The following is an 18,318-nucleotide window of genomic DNA, read 5'->3' as shown; positions in this document are numbered from 1 at the left end:
GGCGATTGCCCGGCAGCATGATGTCCAGGCGATTCACAATCTGGTGAAGAGGTTCTTTACGCTCAAGCGCCATGCCAACAATACACCAGACCATCATTTCGAGGGGAAGACGGCGCTTGCGTAGCGTTACTGTACCTGATTCGGCAAGGCAACGAGAGATGAGTTCGGGGTCGAGGTAATCCCCCAGAGAAGTCAGTGGGTTACGCAGAGAATCGTAACGGGATACCAAATCAAGGGCCTGTCCAATGTACATAAAAAAATCCGGAAACGAGTGAGCGTTTCCGGATTCTTACACAGCCACTGGATCGGTCAACTGATCCTTAACTGATCGGCATTACAGCCTCGTGCTGGCCTTTTACATTTCTCGTCCTTGCAGCACAGTTATTTTCGCTGTCTATACTTGTTAATACCCTCCTGGTATTTTTCTGAAAGCGATTACACCCCGCCGCCTCGCTGATTTTTTTCAGATTTTTCTTTTTGAAAAAGGAGCAAAGCAGGTGTGTTACATTACGTTTCGGTTTAGTCTGAAACTTCCCCATTACATTCACCTTTTAACGTAAACAATCCTATAATATTTAACACTTTTATTTACATTGCCGGTCTTGTCGGAATGTAATCGATTACACTCATGTGATGTAAGTCACTTAATTTTGCCGGTGACTGACCTATTTTTGTCACCGGAACAACCAATACAACAATGGAGGGCATCATGCCTGACAATAAAAAACAGAGGCATTCAAACAAGGCGATGACCTTTTTTGTTTGTTTCCTCGCTGCACTGGCAGGATTACTTTTTGGTCTGGATATTGGGGTTATTGCTGGTGCTCTGCCCTTTATCACCAAAGACTTTCAAATTAGCTCACATACACAGGAGTGGGTGGTCAGTTCAATGATGTTTGGCGCCGCTGTCGGTGCTGTCGGCAGCGGCTGGCTCTCCTGGCGCCTGGGACGTAAAAAAAGTTTGATGATTGGTGCCGTACTGTTTGTCGCAGGGTCGCTGTGTTCTGCCGCCGCGCCAAATGTGGAAGTGTTGATTATTTCCCGCGTGCTGCTTGGCCTGGCCGTTGGGGTCGCCTCTTATACTGCGCCGCTCTACCTTTCCGAGATCGCACCGGAAAAAATTCGCGGCAGCATGATCTCCATGTATCAGTTGATGATCACCATCGGTATTCTCGGCGCGTATCTCTCGGATACGGCTTTCAGCTACAGCGGCGAATGGCGCTGGATGCTGGGCGTGATCATCATTCCGGCTATTTTGCTACTGATTGGCGTCTTCTTCCTGCCAGACAGCCCGCGCTGGTTTGCCGCTAAACGCCGCTTCCACGATGCTGAGCGCGTGCTGTTGCGCCTGCGTGACACCAGCGCAGAAGCGAAAAACGAGCTGGAAGAGATCCGTGAAAGTCTGAAAGTGAAACAGACCGGCTGGGCGCTGTTTAAAGAGAACACCCATTTCCGCCGCGCAGTATTCCTCGGCGTGCTGTTGCAAATCATGCAGCAGTTCACCGGCATGAACGTCATCATGTACTACGCGCCGAAAATCTTTGAACTGGCGGGTTACAGCAACACCAACGAACAGATGTGGGGCACCGTTATCGTTGGTCTGACCAACGTGTTGGCAACCTTTATCGCTATCGGTCTGGTAGACCGCTGGGGACGTAAACCGACGCTGGTGCTGGGCTTCCTGGTCATGGCCGCCGGGATGGGGATCCTCGGTACGATGCTGCACCTCGGCATCCACTCACCTTCAACGCAGTACTTTGCAGTCGCCATGTTGCTGATGTTCATTGTGGGTTTTGCCATGAGCGCCGGTCCGCTGATCTGGGTGCTGTGCTCCGAAATCCAGCCGCTGAAAGGCCGCGACTTCGGTATTACCTGCTCAACTGCCACTAACTGGATTGCCAATATGATCGTCGGCGCAACCTTCCTGACGATGCTGAACTCGCTGGGCAATGCCAATACCTTCTGGGTTTATGGCGCGCTGAACCTGCTGTTCATAGTGCTGACTCTGTGGCTGGTACCGGAAACCAAACACGTTTCGCTGGAGCACATCGAGCGTAACCTGATGCGTGGTCGTCCGCTGCGCGAGATCGGTTCCCACAATTAACCCTTCAGGCTTCCTCTGCGGAGGAAGCCTCTGTTTTGCCTGTTGCACTCGCGCTTCGTCAGTCCTATTCTCTGCAACTATGAAAACACCCCGTCTCCCCATCGCCATCCAGCAAGCCGTTATGCAGAGCCTGCGGGATAAACTTGCCCTTGCGAACCAGAAACTGGGGCGCAGCTATCCCGAACCTAAAGTGGTGTATCAACAGCGTGGCACAGCGGCAGGTACCGCCTGGCTTGCAGATTACGAAATCCGTCTCAACCCCGTGCTGCTGCTGGAAAACCAGCAGGCGTTTGTTGAAGAAGTGGTTCCGCATGAGCTGGCGCATCTGCTGGTGTGGAAACGTTTCGGCCGCGTTGCCCCGCATGGCAAGGAGTGGAAATGGATGATGGAAAGCGTACTTGGCGTCCCTGCTCGCCGCACGCACCAGTTCGAACTGGAATCGGTACGATTCAATACTTTCCCATACCATTGTCAATGCCAGCAGCACCAGCTTACGGTGCGCCGACACAACCGTGTGCTGCGTGGCGAGGCCGTTTATCGCTGTGTACGCTGTGGCGAACCGCTTATTGCCGACACGACTAACTGAATCCATTAAGAAATTTTCTGCGCTTACTGATTGCATCAGACAACACCTTCCGCTACGTTGCGAACTCGTTTCCCAGGGAGTTCGCTATGTTTCGTCTTTTCTCACTTTTCATCACACTGGTCGCCATTCCCGCTTTCGCGGCGGATGGCATAAACAGCTTTGCCCAGGCAAAAGCGGCTGGAGTAAAAGTTAACGCCGACGCTCCGGGCGACTTCTACTGCGGTTGCAAAATTAACTGGCAGGGTAAAAAAGGAGTGGTTGACCTCGCATCCTGCGGTTATAAGGTGCGAAAAAACGAAAACCGCGCCAGCCGCATTGAATGGGAACATGTGATGCCTGCATGGCAGTTCGGCCATCTGCGCCAGTGCTGGCAGGATGGCGGACGGAAAAACTGCACCAAAGATCCGGTCTATCGCAAGATTGAAAGCGATATGCACAACCTGCAACCTGCCGTCGGTGAAGTGAATGGCGATCGCGGCAACTTTATGTATAGCCAGTGGAATGGCGGCGACGGGCAGTATGGCCAGTGCGACATGAAGATTGATTTCAAAGCAAAGCTCGCTGAGCCGCCAGCCCGCGCCCGTGGGGCGATTGCCCGGACCTACTTCTATATGCGCGATCAATATCAGCTCAGCCTTTCACGCCAGCAAACGCAACTGTTTACGGCGTGGGATAAGCAGTATCCAGTAACCGACTGGGAGTGTACGCGCGATGCGCGCATTGCCGAGGTGCAGGGTAACCACAACCCTTATGTGCAGCGCGCTTGCATGGCGCGAAAGAGCTAACCTACACTAGGCTGTGTCCCGTAATTGGTCGTGGTGGCGACGCTGGGTACAATTACGGGACACAGCCTGGCGACAACTGATTATTGATAGGTGCAGCGGCGCACTTTCCACCCATGGGCCGCTGCATCGACTGACAGACGGAACTTCAAAACATGCGTATTCCCCGCATCCATCACCCTGAACCTCTTCAGCCGGGCCATGAAATCGCGCTGAGCGAAGATGCCGCAAACCACGTTGGCCGCGTGCTACGTATGGGGTCGGGCCAGGCTATTCAACTGTTCGATGGCTCCAATCAGGTATTCGACGCCGAGATTGTTCGCGCGGATAAGAAAAGCGTGATAGTCAAAATTTTGCGTAGCGAAGTGGATGATCGTGAATCCCCGCTGCATATCCATCTGGGCCAGGTGATGTCGCGCGGCGAAAAGATGGAATTCACTATTCAGAAGTCAATCGAGCTGGGCGTAAGCCTCATTACGCCACTTTTTTCTGAGCGCTGCGGGGTTAAACTTGACGCCGAGCGCCTGAACAAAAAGCTCCAGCAGTGGCAGAAAATCGCCATTGCCGCTTGTGAACAGTGTGGTCGTAACCGTGTGCCGGAAATTCGCCCGGTGATGGATCTGGAAGAGTGGTGTGCCGAAGAAGATGTCGGTCTGAAACTGAACCTGCATCCGCGCGCCAGCCAGAGCATTAACACGCTTCCGCTGCCAGTTGAGCGCATCAGATTGCTGATAGGCCCGGAAGGTGGCCTCTCTGCCGATGAGATCGCGATGACCGCTCGCTATCAGTTTACGGATATTTTGTTGGGGCCACGCGTATTGCGTACAGAAACTACGGCACTTACCGCCATCACCGCGCTTCAGGTCCGCTTTGGCGACCTGGGTTGAAAGGAGAAGCAGAATGATCAAGCTTGGCATCGTGATGGATCCCATCGCGGACATTAACATCAAAAAAGACACCAGCTTTGCCATGCTGCTGGAAGCACAGCGCCGTGGCTATGAGCTGCACTATATGGAGATGGCGGATCTTTACCTGATCAATGGTGAAGCCCGCGCCCGCACCCGCACGCTTTCCGTCGAACAGAACTACGACAAATGGTACGAATTCGGTAGTGAACAGGATATAGCGCTGGCCAATCTGGACACCATCCTGATGCGTAAAGATCCGCCGTTTGACACCGAGTATATCTATGCGACCTACATTCTTGAGCGTGCAGAAGAGAAAGGTACGCTGATCGTTAATAAGCCGCAGAGCCTGCGCGACTGTAATGAAAAACTGTTCACCGCCTGGTTCCCGGATCTGACGCCGGAAACGCTGGTTACGCGCAATAAAGCACAGCTGAAAGCATTCTGGCAAAAGCATACCGACATCATCCTTAAACCGCTGGACGGCATGGGCGGCACGTCAATTTTCCGCGTCAAAGAGGGCGATCCGAACCTGTCAGTGATTACTGAAACGCTGACCGAACTGGGTAGCCGTTACTGCATGGCACAAAACTATCTGCCAGCGATCAAAGACGGCGACAAGCGCGTGCTGGTGGTTGACGGTGAACCGGTTCCTTACTGCCTGGCGCGTATTCCGCAGGGTGGCGAAACCCGCGGCAACCTGGCAGCGGGCGGCCGCGGTGAACCGCGTCCGTTAAGCGAAAGCGACTGGGCGATTGCGCGCAAAGTCGCGCCGGTGTTGAAAGCCAAAGGGCTGATTTTTGTTGGCCTGGATATTATCGGCGACCGTCTAACCGAAATTAACGTTACCAGCCCGACCTGCGTGCGTGAAATTGAGGCTGAATTCCCGATCTCCATCACGGGTATGCTGATGGATGCCATCGAAAAACGTCTGGGTAAATAATCTCAGCGCAACAGGGCGGGAAGGATCCCGCCATGACAGCATTGCCAGGTGACAGATCTGCGCTTTCCCCCCATACTAGGCTGTCGCTTTTTTGAACCAGGAAACAGAACCTCTGACAATGAATTTACAGCATCACTTTCTTATTGCCATGCCTGCTCTTCGGGATCCTCTCTTTCGGCGCTCGGTAGTGTATATCTGCGAGTACAACGACGAAGGTGCAATGGGGCTGATTATTAATAAGCCTCTGGAAAACCTGAAAGTTGACGGTGTCCTGGAAAAACTCAAAATCCAGCCAGAACAGCGTGATCCGGCCATCCGCCTGGACAAGCCGGTGCTGCTGGGCGGCCCATTGGCGGAAGATCGTGGTTTTATCCTGCATACGCCGCCCGCCACATTCGCTTCCAGCATTCGCGTTTCGGATAATACCGTGGTCACCACCTCACGCGATGTACTGGAAACCCTTGGAACGGCAGAACAGCCGAGCGAGGTGCTGGTCGCACTGGGATACGCCTCGTGGGAAAAAGGGCAACTGGAGCAAGAGATCATGGATAACGCCTGGCTCACCGCCCCGGCCGATCTCAACATTCTGTTCAAAACGCCAATCGCCGACCGCTGGCGCGAAGCGGCAAAACTTATCGGTATCGATATCTCCACTATGCCTGGCGTAGCGGGGCACGCCTGATGAGCGGAACCTTGCTGGCCTTTGACTTTGGCACCAAAAGCATTGGCGTCGCCATTGGGCAACGCATTACCGGAACGGCGCGTCCACTCACCGCGCTGAAAGCGCAGGATGGCACGCCAGACTGGAAACTTATCGAAAAATTACTGAAAGAGTGGCAGCCGGAAACAGTTATCGTCGGCTTACCACTCAATATGGATGATACCGAACAACTGCTGACGGCGCGCGCACGCAATTTTGCCAACAAAGTGCACGGTCGTTTTGGCGTGAAAGTTACGCTGCATGATGAGCGGTTAAGTACCGTAGAAGCGCGTGCCGGTTTGTTCGAACGCGGAGGTTTTCGCGCGCTCGACAAAGGCAGCGTTGATTCCGCCTCCGCCGTGATCATCCTCGAAAGCTATTTCGAGCAGCACGCCTGATCCCCTCTTCAGTTAGGTTTTGTAGCAACCTCACCTGAATAACGCCGCGCTCAGCCCGCGGCTTTTTGCCGATCCTTTTCACAGTTTCTGACCACCCTTTTTGCATTTCGCTTATTGTTTCTATAAAAGAAACACAAGGGCAATAAATCTGTCAGGCCTTTTCCGTCAGATGACTGGCCAGTGTATGAAGCGCCTGCAAGCGGATTTCGACTTCAGCGTCTTCAATGTTCCACATCCCGGCAAAGGCCAGCGCCGCAGAGTGTGCGCCGAGGGGTTTGGCCATCGACACTTCGCCATCGTCATGATGCCAGACCACATGACCATGCTGACGCTGCAGAGCCACATGTGGGCCAAGTTGCTGCCACTGCTCGTCAGTAAAGCGTTTTTGCAGTTCATCATCGCTTTCCGCCGCCAGCAGCGACATGCCGATGACGGATTGCCAGGCGGGCAGCATGTGAAAACCGGCCAGCGCCTGGCTGACCTGGCTACCAGGTTTGGAGTGATAGATATAAATGACCTGATCCTCCCACAGCACGCCCATCGCCACCACGATGTCTTTCGGCGCATAGCGTTCAAGCAGAGGGAGTGCCTGGGAGAAAAGTGCCGACCCGCGAATCGCCTGCGCCGCCAGCGCATGGATACCAGGCCCTGGCAAATAACGTCGCTGAGCATCCTGCATGGTCAGGCCGATCGACGCCATGGTCATCAGCAACCGGTTAACGCGCGTGGTGTTAATGCCCATCAGGCGAGCCAGCTCGCGGCAACCAATGGCGCGACCACTGGAAACCAGATACTGGAGGCAGCGGATACCGTCAATCAGACTTTGGTTAGGTTGTGAGGACATTAAGGATTCGCTTCCTGGATTGCTCAGAATTCGATTTTACCGCCAGTAAAGAAGGATACAAGATTATGAAGATCTTTCCCCATAGCGAGGCGAGAACCTTTCCGACGCTGCATCTGTACTGCGATCTGTTAGTCGCAGGCGGTGGCCTTGCCGGTCTTTGCGCCGCTCTTGCGGCTGCCCGCGACGGCTTACAAGTGGTAATGATTCAGGACAGGCCAGTGCCTGGTGGGAATGCGTCCAGCGAAGTAAGGCTGTGGGCGAATGGTGCCACATCGCATATGGGGAACAATAACCGCTGGGCGCGCGAAGGCGGTATCATGGGCCAAATCATGGAAGAGAACCTCTGGCGCAACAAAGAAGGCAACCCGGTGATGTTCGATCTGGTCCTGCTGGATTTGGCAAAAAGCCAGCCGGGGTTAACGCTTTTGCTGAATACTGCCGTTTATGAAGTGGAAAAAGAGCAGCGGCACATTACCCGCATTAAAGCCTTCAATCCGATCAACGAAACCTTTTACAGCGTAAATGCGGCACAGTTTTGCGACGCCACTGGCGATGGTGTGTTGGGTTTTCTGGCGGGCGCTGAATATCGCGAGGGCGCAGAAGACGCACAAGAGCTGGGTGAGAAGATGGCGCCGGGGGATCATTTCGGGCATAAGCTGGGCCATTCGATCTATTTCTATACCAAACAAACCGATGGACCGGTCAACTTTGTGTCGCCCTCTTTTGCGCTGCAAGATATAACCGAGATCCCGCGCTACAAGCGGCTGACATCAACACTCAACGGTTGTGATTTGTGGTGGCTGGAGTGGGGAGGCCGCCTTGATACCGTACATGAAAGCGAAGAGATTAAATGGGAACTGTGGAAAATCGTCTGGGGCGTCTGGGCTTACATTAAAAACTCCGGCAACTTCCCGGAAGCCGCCAATATGACCATCGAATGGGTAGGCGCAATTCCTGGCAAGCGCGAGAGCCGCCGATTCCTTGGCGATCATTTACTGTGCCAGCAGGATATTATCGAACAACGCGATCACTACGATGCCGTGGCATACGGTGGCTGGTCGATCGACCTGCATCCGGCTGATGGCGTTTACAGCACTCACGACGGCTGCCGCCAGTTTCACAGCAAAGGCACCTACACCATTCCATTTCGCAGCCTTTATAGCCGCTCGCTGGACAATCTGTTCCTCACCGGCAGGCTGATTTCCGCCTCCCATGTCGCATTTGGCAGCGCCCGCGTGATGTGCACCTGCGGCCTGCTGGGTGAAGTGGTGGGACGCGCCGCCGCACTTTGTAAAACAGAGCACCTTACCCCACGCGAACTGGCGGAGCCTACACACATCGGCTTACTGCAACGGCAGCTACAGGTTAACGGCTGCTATATTCCGCGGCACTGGCTGAACGATCCAGCGTGCGGGGCAGAGGTCAGCGCCAGTAGCGAATACCAATTAACTGAACTTCCTGCCAGTGGTCGCTGGCACGCATTAACAGGCCGGATGGCACTGCTGCTGCCAGCACAGGCAGGCGCACCATTGCCGGATATCTCATTGTTTCTGCGGGCCAAAACGCCGCAAACTCTGGCAGTATCCCTGCTCGGCAGCGCGCGTGCCGGAAATTTCACCCCTGATTATCAATACGACGAGTGTGTATTACAGGTTTCCGGCGAAACCTGGCACACCTTGTCATTCCGCTGGCAGAGCGAGCGCGACCAGTATCTGTTTATCGCCTTCAACGCGCAGGATGGTATAGAGATCGCTCTGACGGATACTCATCTGCCCGGCATGATGACGGTATTTAACAGCCTGAATGCACGCGTGGCGAAACACACTCGTCAGGTTGTCGATGGCGATTATGGCGTCGATGAGTTCGACTTCTGGCTGCCGCGCCGTCATCCGCAACAAATTATGCCTGCCCTGCGTCTCAGCCAGCCATTAACTGCGTGGAGCGTACAGAATGTGCTTAACGGACGTCTGCGCCCGGAGCAGCAGATCAACGGCTGGACGCCGGATGCTAACGATCCGACCCCGGAGATCGTCTGGCGTTGGGCCACACCACGCCAGATCCATCATCTGACGCTGGTGCAGGACAACGACTTTGATAACGCCATGGAGTCGGTACAAATGGGCCATTACTACGCTGTGACGCCACACTGTATTACGCACTACCGCCTGTGGGCGGGCGATAAACTCCTGGCTGAAGTACGGGATAATCACCATTCCGTCTGCCAGCACCGGTTCGCCGAACCACTGACAGCATTGAGCGTTCGGCTGGAGATCCTGGCAACTGCGGGTGCTCTGCCTGCGGTATATTCGCTAAACGTGCGTTAAAGCCAGCCCTGCTGGACGCGCTGCTGATGGCTCTGCGCAAAGGTCTGCATGCCCGCCTGCTGCCCGGTCTGCATCACGCCGGGTAACTGGTGTGTTTTGCCTTCGCGGATCAGATTAGCGACCGCCGGAGAATTAATCAGCAGTTCAAACAGCGCGATCCGCCCTCCCCGCGTGTCTGCTTCCAGCCTCTGCGCCAGCACCGCTTGCAGACTTCCGGCCAGTTGGCTGCGTACCGGATCTTTCTCCTGTGCCGGAAACGTATCCACCAGACGTTCAACCGCCTGCGCTGCTCCCCGCGTATGCAGCGTGGCCAGAACCAGATGACCGGTCTCTGCGGCAGTCAAAGCCAGACGGATGGTTTCGCTGTCGCGCAACTCGCCCAGCAGGATCACATCCGGATCTTCACGCAGCGCTGCACGCAAACCCGCAGCGAATGAGTTACAGTGCTGGCCGATCTCCCGCTGCTGGATCAAGCAACGCTTGCTGGTATGGACAAATTCGATCGGATCTTCCAGCGTCAAAATATGCCCGTCATGATGTTGATTGAGATAATCAACCATCGCCGCAAGAGTCGTGGATTTGCCGCTACCGGTAGCGCCAGTAACCAGAATAAGCCCGTTATCCCGCTCCAGCAGAGTGTTCAGCGCAGCGGGCGCATCCAGCTCTGCGAGCAATGGGCTGCTTTGCGCCAGCAGTCGCAACGCCAGCGAGACTCCCTGATGATGGCTGAATGCACCAGCACGCAAGCGTTGTCCGCCCGCAGTGGTAAGAGCGAAATCAACCTGTCCCTGTTCTCGCCATTGCTGCTGCAACGCGCTACTAAGATGCGCATTGATAAACCCACTGACGTCAGACATGGGAAAAGGTGCCGGCACCAGACGTCCCTGTTGTCGCCAGCGCGGTGGACAATGACTGCACAGGTGTAGATCCGAGACATTATGCTTTACACTAAGCTCCACTATTTCATCTATATCCATAACGCTATCCTGGAAACATGAACGATATCGCGCATAACCTGGCACAGGTCCGGGACAAAATCTCCGCTGCCGCAACGCAATGCGGCCGTGCTCCAGCAGAAGTTACTTTACTTGCAGTGAGCAAAACTAAGCCTGCGAGCGCTGTCGCAGAAGCCATTGACGCCGAACAGCGCGCGTTTGGGGAAAACTATGTTCAGGAAGGGGTTGATAAGATCCTTCACTTCCGCGAAGCAGGCGTGAAAGATCTGCAATGGCACTTTATCGGGCCGTTGCAGTCCAATAAAAGCCGTCTGGTAGCCGAACATTTCGACTGGTGCCACACTATCGATCGTTTGCGCATCGCCAGCCGCTTAAGCGAACAGCGCCCTGCTGGCCTGCCGCCGCTGAATGTGCTGATTCAGGTCAACATCAGCGATGAGCAGAGTAAATCAGGCGTTGCCCTCAGTGAGTTGGATGCGCTGGCGGCACAGATCGTTGAATTACCAGGTATTTGCCTGCGAGGTTTGATGGCGATCCCCGCGCCTGAAACGGATTACGCGCGGCAGTTTGCCGTAGCACGGCAAATGGCTGTAGCATTTGAAGCGCTCAAAACACGTTATTCAACCGTGGATACCCTGTCGCTGGGCATGACGGACGACATGATCGCCGCCATTGCGGCTGGCAGCACGATGGTGCGCATCGGCACAGCTATTTTTGGTGCGCGCGATTACACGAAAAATTAAGGAATATTGAGGAACGCCATGAAGACGTTGACTTTCCTGCTCTCGACAGTGCTTGAACTCTATACGATGGTTCTGCTGTTGCGCGTCTGGATGCAGTGGGCACGCTGCGATTTTTACAACCCGTTTTCGCAATTTGTAGTGAAATCTACACAGCCGATTGTCGGGCCATTGCGCCGTGTCATTCCGCCGCTGGGGCCGCTGGATAGCGCCTCGCTGCTGGTCGCTTTTGTGCTCAGTCTAATCAAAGCGATCGTGCTATTTATGGTGATCACCTTCCAGCCAATCATCTGGATTTCCGCGCTGCTGATTTTACTGAAAACCATCGGCCTGATGATTTTTTGGGTGCTGCTGGTCATGGCGATCATGAGTTGGGTTAGCCAGGGCCGTAGCCCGGTCGAATACGTTTTAATACAGTTGACGGAGCCGCTACTGCGTCCAATACGTAATCTGCTGCCAGCGATGGGCGGCATCGACTTCTCGCCGATGATTCTGGTGCTGTTGCTGTACGTCATCAATATGGGCGTTGCAGAGCTGCTGCAATCCACCGGCGATATTCTTCTGCCGGGGCTGTGGATGGCACTATGAGTGCTGTTTCTACCTGTGAAGAGGGGTTGGTTTTGCGGCTGTACATTCAGCCGAAAGCCAGCCGCGACAGCATTATCGGCTTGCATGGCGACGAACTGAAAGTCGCCATCACCGCTCCACCTGTCGACGGCCAGGCAAATGCACACCTGGTCAAATACCTCGCAAAGCAGTTTCGTGTGGCAAAAAACCAGGTTGTGATTGAAAAAGGCGAACTTGGCCGCCATAAGCAGATTAAAATTACTCATCCGCAACAGATCCCGACGGAAGTCGCGGCGCTAATCGATTAGGATCCACTATGCAAAAAGTTGTCCTCGCGACCGGTAATGCCGGTAAAGTGCGCGAGCTCGCCTCGCTATTGAATGATTTTGGCCTCGACGTGGTCGCACAAACTGAGCTGGGCGTTGAGTCCGCAGAAGAGACCGGGTTGACGTTTATTGAGAACGCAATCCTCAAAGCGCGCCACGCGGCGCAGGTTACCGGTTTGCCCGCCATTGCTGACGATTCCGGCCTGGCGGTTGATGCATTACAGGGCGCACCGGGGATCTATTCGGCGCGCTATTCCGGCATGGATGCGACTGATCAGCAGAACCTGGAAAAGCTGCTTGATGCGCTGAAATCTGTCCCGGATGGACAGCGTACCGCACAGTTCCACTGTGTGCTGGTCTATATGCGCCATGCGGACGATCCGACTCCGCTGGTGTGTCACGGTAGCTGGCCCGGCGTAATCGCGCGACAGTCGGCTGGTAGCGGCGGTTTTGGCTACGATCCAATTTTCTTTGTTCCTTCCAGGGGTAAGACTGCTGCGGAACTTACCCGCGAAGAGAAAAGCGCTATTTCCCATCGCGGCCAGGCGTTGAAACTATTACTGGAAGCATTGCGTAATGGCTGATTTGCCACCTCTGAGCCTGTATATCCATATCCCCTGGTGCGTGCAGAAATGCCCGTACTGCGACTTCAACTCGCACGCGCTGAAGGGCGAAGTGCCGCACGACAATTACGTTCAGCATCTGCTGAACGATCTTGATGCTGACGCGCCATGGGCGCAGGGACGTGAAATAAAGACCATCTTTATTGGTGGCGGCACACCGAGCCTGCTGTCCGGCCCGGCGATGCAAACGCTGCTGGATGGCGTGCGCGTCCGGCTACCGCTTGCGGCCGATGCGGAAATAACCATGGAGGCCAACCCAGGCACCGTGGAAGCAGCTCGTTTTGTCGATTACCAGCGTGCGGGCGTGAACCGTATTTCCATCGGTGTGCAAAGCTTCAGTGAAACCAAGCTTCAGCGGCTCGGGCGAATTCACGGCCCGGAGGAAGCGAAACGTGCGGCGAAGCTGGCAAGCGGGTTGGGGCTGCGCAGCTTTAACCTTGATTTGATGCATGGTCTGCCGGATCAGTCGCTGGAAGAAGCGCTGGACGATCTGCACCAGGCCATCGAGCTTAACCCCCCACATCTGTCGTGGTATCAACTAACTATCGAACCCAATACGCTGTTTGGCTCGCGCCCGCCGGTGCTGCCGGACGATGATGCGCTGTGGGATATTTTCGAGCAGGGACACCAGATCCTTACTGCGGCTGGTTATCAACAGTATGAAACTTCAGCCTATGCAAAACCGGGTTATCAGTGTCAGCACAACCTCAATTACTGGCGCTTTGGTGATTACCTGGGTATTGGCTGCGGCGCGCACGGTAAAGTCACTTTTGCGGATGGGCGCATTCTGCGTACGGCGAAAACGCGCCATCCGCGTGGGTATATGCAGGGAAAATACCTTGATAAGCAGCACGATGTTGAAGCGCAGGATAAACCGTTCGAATTCTTTATGAATCGCTTTCGCCTGCTGGAGCCTGCGCCGCGCGCTGAATTCACCCGCTACACTGGGCTGGATGAAAGCACGATACGCACGCAGATCGAGCAGGCGCTGGCATTAAATTATTTGAGTGAATGCGACTCGTACTGGCAAATAACCGAACACGGTAAGCTGTTTCTCAATTCGCTGCTTGAATTGTTTCTGGCTGAATAAAGACGTTGGCCCTCTGCACGGAATGCAGAGAGCCGAAAGTACCACAGAAATATTAATGATGCTGTTGCTGCAAAGCGTGTCGCACTAGTACCACAACACTGGCAATAACCCCACCACACAGCGCCGCCAGAATAATAAATAAAACCCGTCCCGGCCCCTCTTTTTTGGTAGGTAAAGACGGAGAAAGCTGATATTTAAATGGGATGAAGGTGATATCTTTAATATCCAGTTTGTCCAGTTCCGCCAGGCGATGTTCACGATAACGGAAATCCGCATTAAGCCTGGTAACATCGGCAATCGATTGTTCGATTTTAAGCTTTTCAGCAATGCCATCAGCACCCAAAGCAATAGAATAATCCGGGTCATCCTGCACGGTTTGCCCATTACTGTAAACAGGACGTTTAATACCGGCAGCGTTAGCCACTTCCAGCGAGTAATTTAGTCGCTTCAATTTGGTGTCATGCAGCGTATTCATCCGCTCACGCTCCATCGCCAGAGACTCCCTCTCCGTATTCTTTTTTAAATCCACTTCTTCGCGCAGATAATCTAACGTTTCTTTAACAACCAACGCAGAAATATAATTGATGTAGCCGCTAAGAATTTCTTTAGCCTCGCCAGCTACCGGGGCGGTGAAGCTTAACGACCAGGACTGGTAAGGCACGGTATCGGCACTTTTCACCGTTGTGTTATTGACCGCCTTGATCTTCTCGGACAGCAGTACAATGCCACGACGCAGCTCTTCGGCATCAGGATTAGAGGCCATCAGCTTACCAGCCACCAGCGGTGAGGATGTCAGGAACTCTTCGCGCAGCGACTCAGAATTAAACTTTTTCAGGAACAGGTTAAATACTTCTACCTTATCAAGGGAAGGTTTAACGTCGAGAACCTGCAAAGTAGAAAGCGTCTTTTGCAATTGGCTCCATTGCGGTTTTTCTGCTGGCGTGATTTCTGCCTGGCTGGTCCATTTTGGCGTTAATAACGCACTAATAAAGAATCCGACCACAGAAAATAGCAGAATAGCCGAAATGATGATTCGTTTACTTTCCCACAAAGTGCTAATTAAACCGAGCAGATCAATCTCAGTATTTTTGTAGCGTTCAGGAACCCCATCATAGATGGAGGCGTCATTTTTCGATTGAATATGTTGTGATGTCATATAGGCAAGCATCGATCCCATGATTTGAAATGCGATATTATCATCAATGAGATATTTCTTAAAGTGAATTAAGCTTACCGAATTCCAGATAACATTAAGGCATAACCATGTCAACCTACCTTAATTAACATATCAAATCGGTTTGAAAATATTTCAGATGTGTAATGTATACGAATGAAATAATAAAGCCCGGCTAATATATAGCCGGGCTTTATTTGACCATGCGAAAATAAAAAAGCCTGTGACAGGAAATCACTTCAATTCGGCGGTTAACGCTTTGCGGTTATCTTCCAACGAGACGACACGCTTGCAAACGTCTTTGCCAAACTGTTGGAAATCCGCTTCCTGGTTTTTCCACTCATCCTGAATAGCCGTCTGTAAACCGCCGAGGCTCCCCAGAACACTCTGTAACGGATTACCTCCGCTCTTCAGCACGGCTTTAGTACCCATTTCGTTGATGCTGTCCTGCAAAATGCCGCCCATTGTCTGGTTCACCAGTTGCTGACCATTAGCGCGCACTTCATCAATCGCTTTGTAGTGGAATGTCAGACCATCGTTGCGATGTTCAATAATGCGGTTCATCTGCTCTTTCAGCTGTGCATCCAGTTTGGTCAGACGGTTGCGCATGCTGCTGTCCTCCCCCACCTGTTTGACAATGATCGAATCCAGCGCCACGCGGCTTTTCTCCACGCGACGGCGCGCGCCATCGTCAATCCATGGCAGAGCGCTGCGCAATTCGGCCTGGTAATCCTTCGCCTGCTCGCGCTGCGAAGCAGTTAGTGAAGGTTGCTTGCCGTTAAACATGACATTACCGTCCGGGGTGATCACCAGGTTACCGTTCTCACCTTTCACCTGCACGGTTTGCGGGCTGATGATTACATCGTCACGCGGCGTCACGCCACATTGATAATCAGCCTGAGCCGCAAAAGCGGTAACCGTAAGAGCCGCCGCTAACAGCGTTTTGCGCATCATAAAAAACTCCTGTAGAGACAAAACGGGCCAGCTAATGCTGGCCCCTTATGCTTTATTAGTCCCACCAAACGTCAAAAAGTTCGCTGACGCGTACCTCGCTCAGTTTACGGTCTCCCAGCCACTTACGCACAATGGTCTGATGTTCTTCGGTACATTTACCGATTTCCTGCAAACAGATCAGACCATCCCAGGCCAGATAACCACTGCCGTCAAACGCCAGCTTGTTCGGCTCGATCACTTCCTGAATAAAGTCATCAACGGTTTTATCGATCTGTTCTTCACTAGTGCCTTCCGGAAAACGCCATGCAACGGAAAAACCCAGTTCCTGGAATTCGTCGATATGCATTTTTTTACGCAAGCGACGGCTGCGGTTTGTTGCCATTATCTCACCCTCTCGAACATTAAGTCCCATACGCCGTGGCCAAGACGGTGGCCACGCTGTTCAAATTTAGTCACTGGACGCGAATCCGGACGCGGCACAAAGTCATTCGTCGCCGACAGGTTTTTATAACCGTCAATAGAGGACATCACTTCAAGCATATGTTGCGCATAGGCTTCCCAGTCAGTCGCCATATGGAACACGCCGCCCAGCTTGAGCTTGCTTTTCACCAGTTCAGCAAACGGTACCTGAACGATGCGGCGTTTATTATGACGTGCTTTATGCCACGGGTCAGGGAAAAACAGTTGCACCATATTTAAAGAATTGTCAGGGATCATTTTATGCAGCACTTCGACTGCGTCGTGGCACATCACGCGCAGGTTCTCAACGCCCTCTTCATGTGCAGAAGAGAGGCAAGCGCCGACGCCCGGCGAGTGAACTTCGATACCGAGGAAGTTCTGCTCCGGACGCATTTTCGCCATCTCCACCAGCGAAGCACCCATACCGAAGCCAATTTCCAGCGTAACCGGCGCCGAGCGGCCAAACAGCGCGACGAGATCCAGTGGCTGTTCGCTGAACTCAACGCCCATCACCGGCCAGTAATTTTCCAGCGCGTGCTGCTGTCCTTTAGTCAGGCGGCCCTGGCGACGGACAAAGCTACGGATCCGGCGCAATGGACGGCCATTTTCATCAAATTCCGGTGAAATGACGTCGTTATTCATAAAGTGATCTGCTCGTGAGAGTGTTCAGGAAACGGGCATTATCCAAAGTTAATCGCATGATGCAAGCACCGGAAAGTTCCGGTTTACAGGCCAACGCCTCTGTGCTGCAATCTTTGCCCCTGACAACGTGATTCTGGTGACCATGCAAGCGTCTCAATTTTCAGCCCAGGTTCTGGACTGGTACGATAAATACGGGCGAAAAACTCTGCCCTGGCAAATTGAAAAAACGCCTTACAAAGTATGGCTGTCGGAAGTGATGTTGCAACAGACGCAGGTTACAACCGTTATTCCTTATTTCCAGCGTTTTATGGCCCATTTCCCGACTGTGACCGATCTGGCAAACGCTCCGCTGGATGAAGTGCTACATCTGTGGACCGGGCTGGGCTATTACGCTCGCGCCCGCAATCTGCATAAAGCTGCGCAACAGGTGGCGAACCTGCACGGCGGCCATTTCCCGGAAACCTTTGAAGAAGTGGCTGCGCTTCCTGGCGTTGGCCGCTCCACCGCAGGCGCGATCCTATCTCTGTCGCTGGGTAAACATTTTCCTATCCTTGATGGTAACGTTAAACGCGTGCTGGCACGCTGCTACGCGGTTGCGGGTTGGCCGGGTAAAAAAGAGGTGGAAAAACGGCTGTGGGATATCAGCAGTGAAGTCACACCAGCGAAAGGGGTGGAACGCTTTAACCAGGCGATGATGGATCTTGGTGCTATCGTCTGCACCCGTTCCAGACCGAAGTGCGAATTGTGCCCATTGCAAACCGGCTGCGAAGCAAAAGCGGCGCAGTCGTGGGCATATTATCCCGGTAAAAAACCCAAACAGACACTGCCTGAACGTACCGGCTATTTCCTGTTGATGCAGCATGAAGGCGAGGTTTATCTCGAGCAGCGCCCGCCTAGTGGGCTGTGGGGCGGTTTGTTCTGTTTCCCACAGTTCAATGATGAAGCGGGGCTGCGCGACTGGCTGGCGCAGAGGAACATTAGCGCCGATAATCTCAGCCAGCTTGTGGCATTCCGCCATACCTTCAGCCATTTCCACCTGGATATTGTGCCTATGTGGCTTGGCGTGTCCTCGTTCTCATCCTGCATGGATGATGGCGCGGGTCTCTGGTATAACTTGGCGCAACCGCCATCCGTCGGTCTGGCGGCCCCAGTGGAACGCCTGATACAGCAATTACGCGCCGAAGCGAAGTAGCGCGGTGCG

The 18,318-nt window shown here is 53.6% G+C and carries 21 protein-coding genes; 14 read left to right on the top strand and 7 right to left on the bottom strand.

All coding sequences use genetic code 11. The annotated features are described in order from the left end of the window. Window positions 1-253 (bottom strand): transposase domain-containing protein (locus GA0061070_RS16870; RefSeq protein ID WP_208598183.1); only part of this gene is annotated, 253 nt, incomplete at its 3' end. A 456-nt stretch (window positions 254-709) separates the two neighbouring features. On the opposite strand from GA0061070_RS16870, the gene GA0061070_RS16860 reads away from it, so the two are divergent. From GA0061070_RS16860 to ruvX, 7 genes are all read left to right on the top strand, one after another. After that, on the top strand, window positions 710-2,104 hold the full coding sequence (locus GA0061070_RS16860; protein WP_090137193.1) for a sugar porter family MFS transporter: 1,395 nt from the start codon (window positions 710-712) through the stop codon (window positions 2,102-2,104). 79 nt (window positions 2,105-2,183) lie between these two features. Then, complete coding sequence (locus tag GA0061070_RS16855; protein ID WP_090137192.1) at window positions 2,184-2,690, top strand: SprT family zinc-dependent metalloprotease; 507 nt, start codon at window positions 2,184-2,186, stop codon at window positions 2,688-2,690. 86 nt (window positions 2,691-2,776) lie between these two features. Then, window positions 2,777-3,475 (top strand): deoxyribonuclease I, encoded by a 699-nt coding sequence (gene endA, locus GA0061070_RS16850; RefSeq protein WP_090137191.1) that lies wholly within the window; start codon window positions 2,777-2,779, stop codon window positions 3,473-3,475. Window positions 3,476-3,627: 152 nt separating this feature from the next. After that, a complete protein-coding gene (gene rsmE / locus GA0061070_RS16845; protein ID WP_090137190.1) occupies window positions 3,628-4,359 on the top strand; it encodes a 16S rRNA (uracil(1498)-N(3))-methyltransferase in 732 nt (243 codons plus the stop codon). 13 nt (window positions 4,360-4,372) lie between these two features. Next, window positions 4,373-5,320: a glutathione synthase gene (gene gshB, locus GA0061070_RS16840; RefSeq protein ID WP_090137189.1), complete on the top strand. Its 948-nt coding sequence runs from the start codon at window positions 4,373-4,375 to the stop codon at window positions 5,318-5,320. A gap of 118 nt (window positions 5,321-5,438) precedes the next feature. Further along, window positions 5,439-6,002, top strand: a complete 564-nt coding sequence (locus tag GA0061070_RS16835) for a YqgE/AlgH family protein (RefSeq protein WP_090137188.1) — start codon at window positions 5,439-5,441, stop codon at window positions 6,000-6,002. Beyond that, window positions 6,002-6,418, top strand: a complete 417-nt coding sequence (gene ruvX / locus GA0061070_RS16830) for a Holliday junction resolvase RuvX (RefSeq protein WP_090137187.1) — start codon at window positions 6,002-6,004, stop codon at window positions 6,416-6,418. The genes GA0061070_RS16835 and ruvX overlap by 1 nt, the downstream gene beginning before the upstream one ends. A gap of 151 nt (window positions 6,419-6,569) precedes the next feature. Here ruvX and GA0061070_RS16825 read toward each other — a convergent pair whose 3' ends face one another. Continuing rightward, on the bottom strand, window positions 6,570-7,262 hold the full coding sequence (locus GA0061070_RS16825; protein ID WP_090137186.1) for an IclR family transcriptional regulator domain-containing protein: 693 nt from the start codon (window positions 7,260-7,262) through the stop codon (window positions 6,570-6,572). 65 nt (window positions 7,263-7,327) lie between these two features. On the opposite strand from GA0061070_RS16825, the gene GA0061070_RS16820 reads away from it, so the two are divergent. Next, entirely contained in the window at window positions 7,328-9,586 is a 2,259-nt protein-coding gene (locus GA0061070_RS16820; protein ID WP_090137185.1) for an FAD-dependent oxidoreductase, read from the top strand. Here GA0061070_RS16820 and GA0061070_RS16815 read toward each other — a convergent pair. Beyond that, entirely contained in the window at window positions 9,583-10,563 is a 981-nt protein-coding gene (locus tag GA0061070_RS16815) for a type IV pilus twitching motility protein PilT (protein ID WP_090137184.1), read from the bottom strand. The two genes, GA0061070_RS16820 and GA0061070_RS16815, sit on opposite strands and share 4 nt — an antisense overlap. Window positions 10,564-10,580: 17 nt before the next feature. Here GA0061070_RS16815 and GA0061070_RS16810 point away from each other — a divergent pair, with 17 nt between their 5' ends. Genes GA0061070_RS16810 through hemW form a run of 5 tightly spaced genes read left to right on the top strand, consistent with a single transcriptional unit; the run spans window position 10,581 to window position 13,888 of the window. Next, complete coding sequence (locus GA0061070_RS16810; protein WP_090137183.1) at window positions 10,581-11,285, top strand: YggS family pyridoxal phosphate-dependent enzyme; 705 nt, start codon at window positions 10,581-10,583, stop codon at window positions 11,283-11,285. Window positions 11,286-11,303: 18 nt separating this feature from the next. After that, window positions 11,304-11,870 carry a YggT family protein gene (locus GA0061070_RS16805; RefSeq protein WP_090137182.1) on the top strand — a complete coding sequence of 189 codons (567 nt, stop codon included), beginning with the start codon at window positions 11,304-11,306 and terminating at the stop codon, window positions 11,868-11,870. Then, a complete protein-coding gene (gene yggU / locus GA0061070_RS16800) occupies window positions 11,867-12,157 on the top strand; it encodes a DUF167 family protein YggU (RefSeq protein ID WP_043956611.1) in 291 nt (96 codons plus the stop codon). Before GA0061070_RS16805 ends, yggU begins: the two co-directional genes overlap by 4 nt. An 8-nt stretch (window positions 12,158-12,165) precedes the next feature. Next, on the top strand, window positions 12,166-12,759 hold the full coding sequence (locus GA0061070_RS16795; protein WP_090137181.1) for an XTP/dITP diphosphatase: 594 nt from the start codon (window positions 12,166-12,168) through the stop codon (window positions 12,757-12,759). Then, window positions 12,752-13,888 carry a radical SAM family heme chaperone HemW gene (hemW, locus tag GA0061070_RS16790; protein WP_090137180.1) on the top strand — a complete coding sequence of 379 codons (1,137 nt, stop codon included), beginning with the start codon at window positions 12,752-12,754 and terminating at the stop codon, window positions 13,886-13,888. Before GA0061070_RS16795 ends, hemW begins: the two co-directional genes overlap by 8 nt. Window positions 13,889-13,940: 52 nt before the next feature. On the opposite strand, the gene wzz(fepE) is transcribed toward hemW, so the two are convergent. The 4 genes from wzz(fepE) to trmB all read right to left on the bottom strand — a co-directional run bounded on the left by wzz(fepE) (window position 13,941) and on the right by trmB (window position 17,117). Further along, window positions 13,941-15,044: an LPS O-antigen length regulator Wzz(fepE) gene (wzz(fepE), locus tag GA0061070_RS16785; protein WP_090137197.1), complete on the bottom strand. Its 1,104-nt coding sequence runs from the start codon at window positions 15,042-15,044 to the stop codon at window positions 13,941-13,943. A gap of 252 nt (window positions 15,045-15,296) precedes the next feature. Next, window positions 15,297-16,016, bottom strand: a complete 720-nt coding sequence (locus GA0061070_RS16780) for a YggN family protein (protein WP_090137179.1) — start codon at window positions 16,014-16,016, stop codon at window positions 15,297-15,299. A 55-nt stretch (window positions 16,017-16,071) separates the two neighbouring features. Beyond that, window positions 16,072-16,398: a YggL family protein gene (locus GA0061070_RS16775; protein WP_090137178.1), complete on the bottom strand. Its 327-nt coding sequence runs from the start codon at window positions 16,396-16,398 to the stop codon at window positions 16,072-16,074. After that, window positions 16,398-17,117 (bottom strand): tRNA (guanosine(46)-N7)-methyltransferase TrmB, encoded by a 720-nt coding sequence (trmB, locus tag GA0061070_RS16770; protein ID WP_090137177.1) that lies wholly within the window; start codon window positions 17,115-17,117, stop codon window positions 16,398-16,400. The genes GA0061070_RS16775 and trmB overlap by 1 nt, the downstream gene beginning before the upstream one ends. Before the next feature lie 142 nt (window positions 17,118-17,259). On the opposite strand from trmB, the gene mutY reads away from it, so the two are divergent. Further along, the gene (gene mutY, locus GA0061070_RS16765) at window positions 17,260-18,309 is read left to right on the top strand and encodes an A/G-specific adenine glycosylase (RefSeq protein WP_090137176.1); all 1,050 of its coding nucleotides are present in this window, start codon (window positions 17,260-17,262) and stop codon (window positions 18,307-18,309) included. Window positions 18,310-18,318 lie beyond the last annotated feature (9 nt).

The sequence above is a fragment of the Kosakonia oryziphila genome, assembly GCF_900094795.1.
Taxonomy (GTDB): Bacteria; Pseudomonadota; Gammaproteobacteria; order Enterobacterales; family Enterobacteriaceae; genus Kosakonia; species Kosakonia oryziphila.
This window is presented reverse-complemented; position numbering and strand designations above follow the sequence as displayed.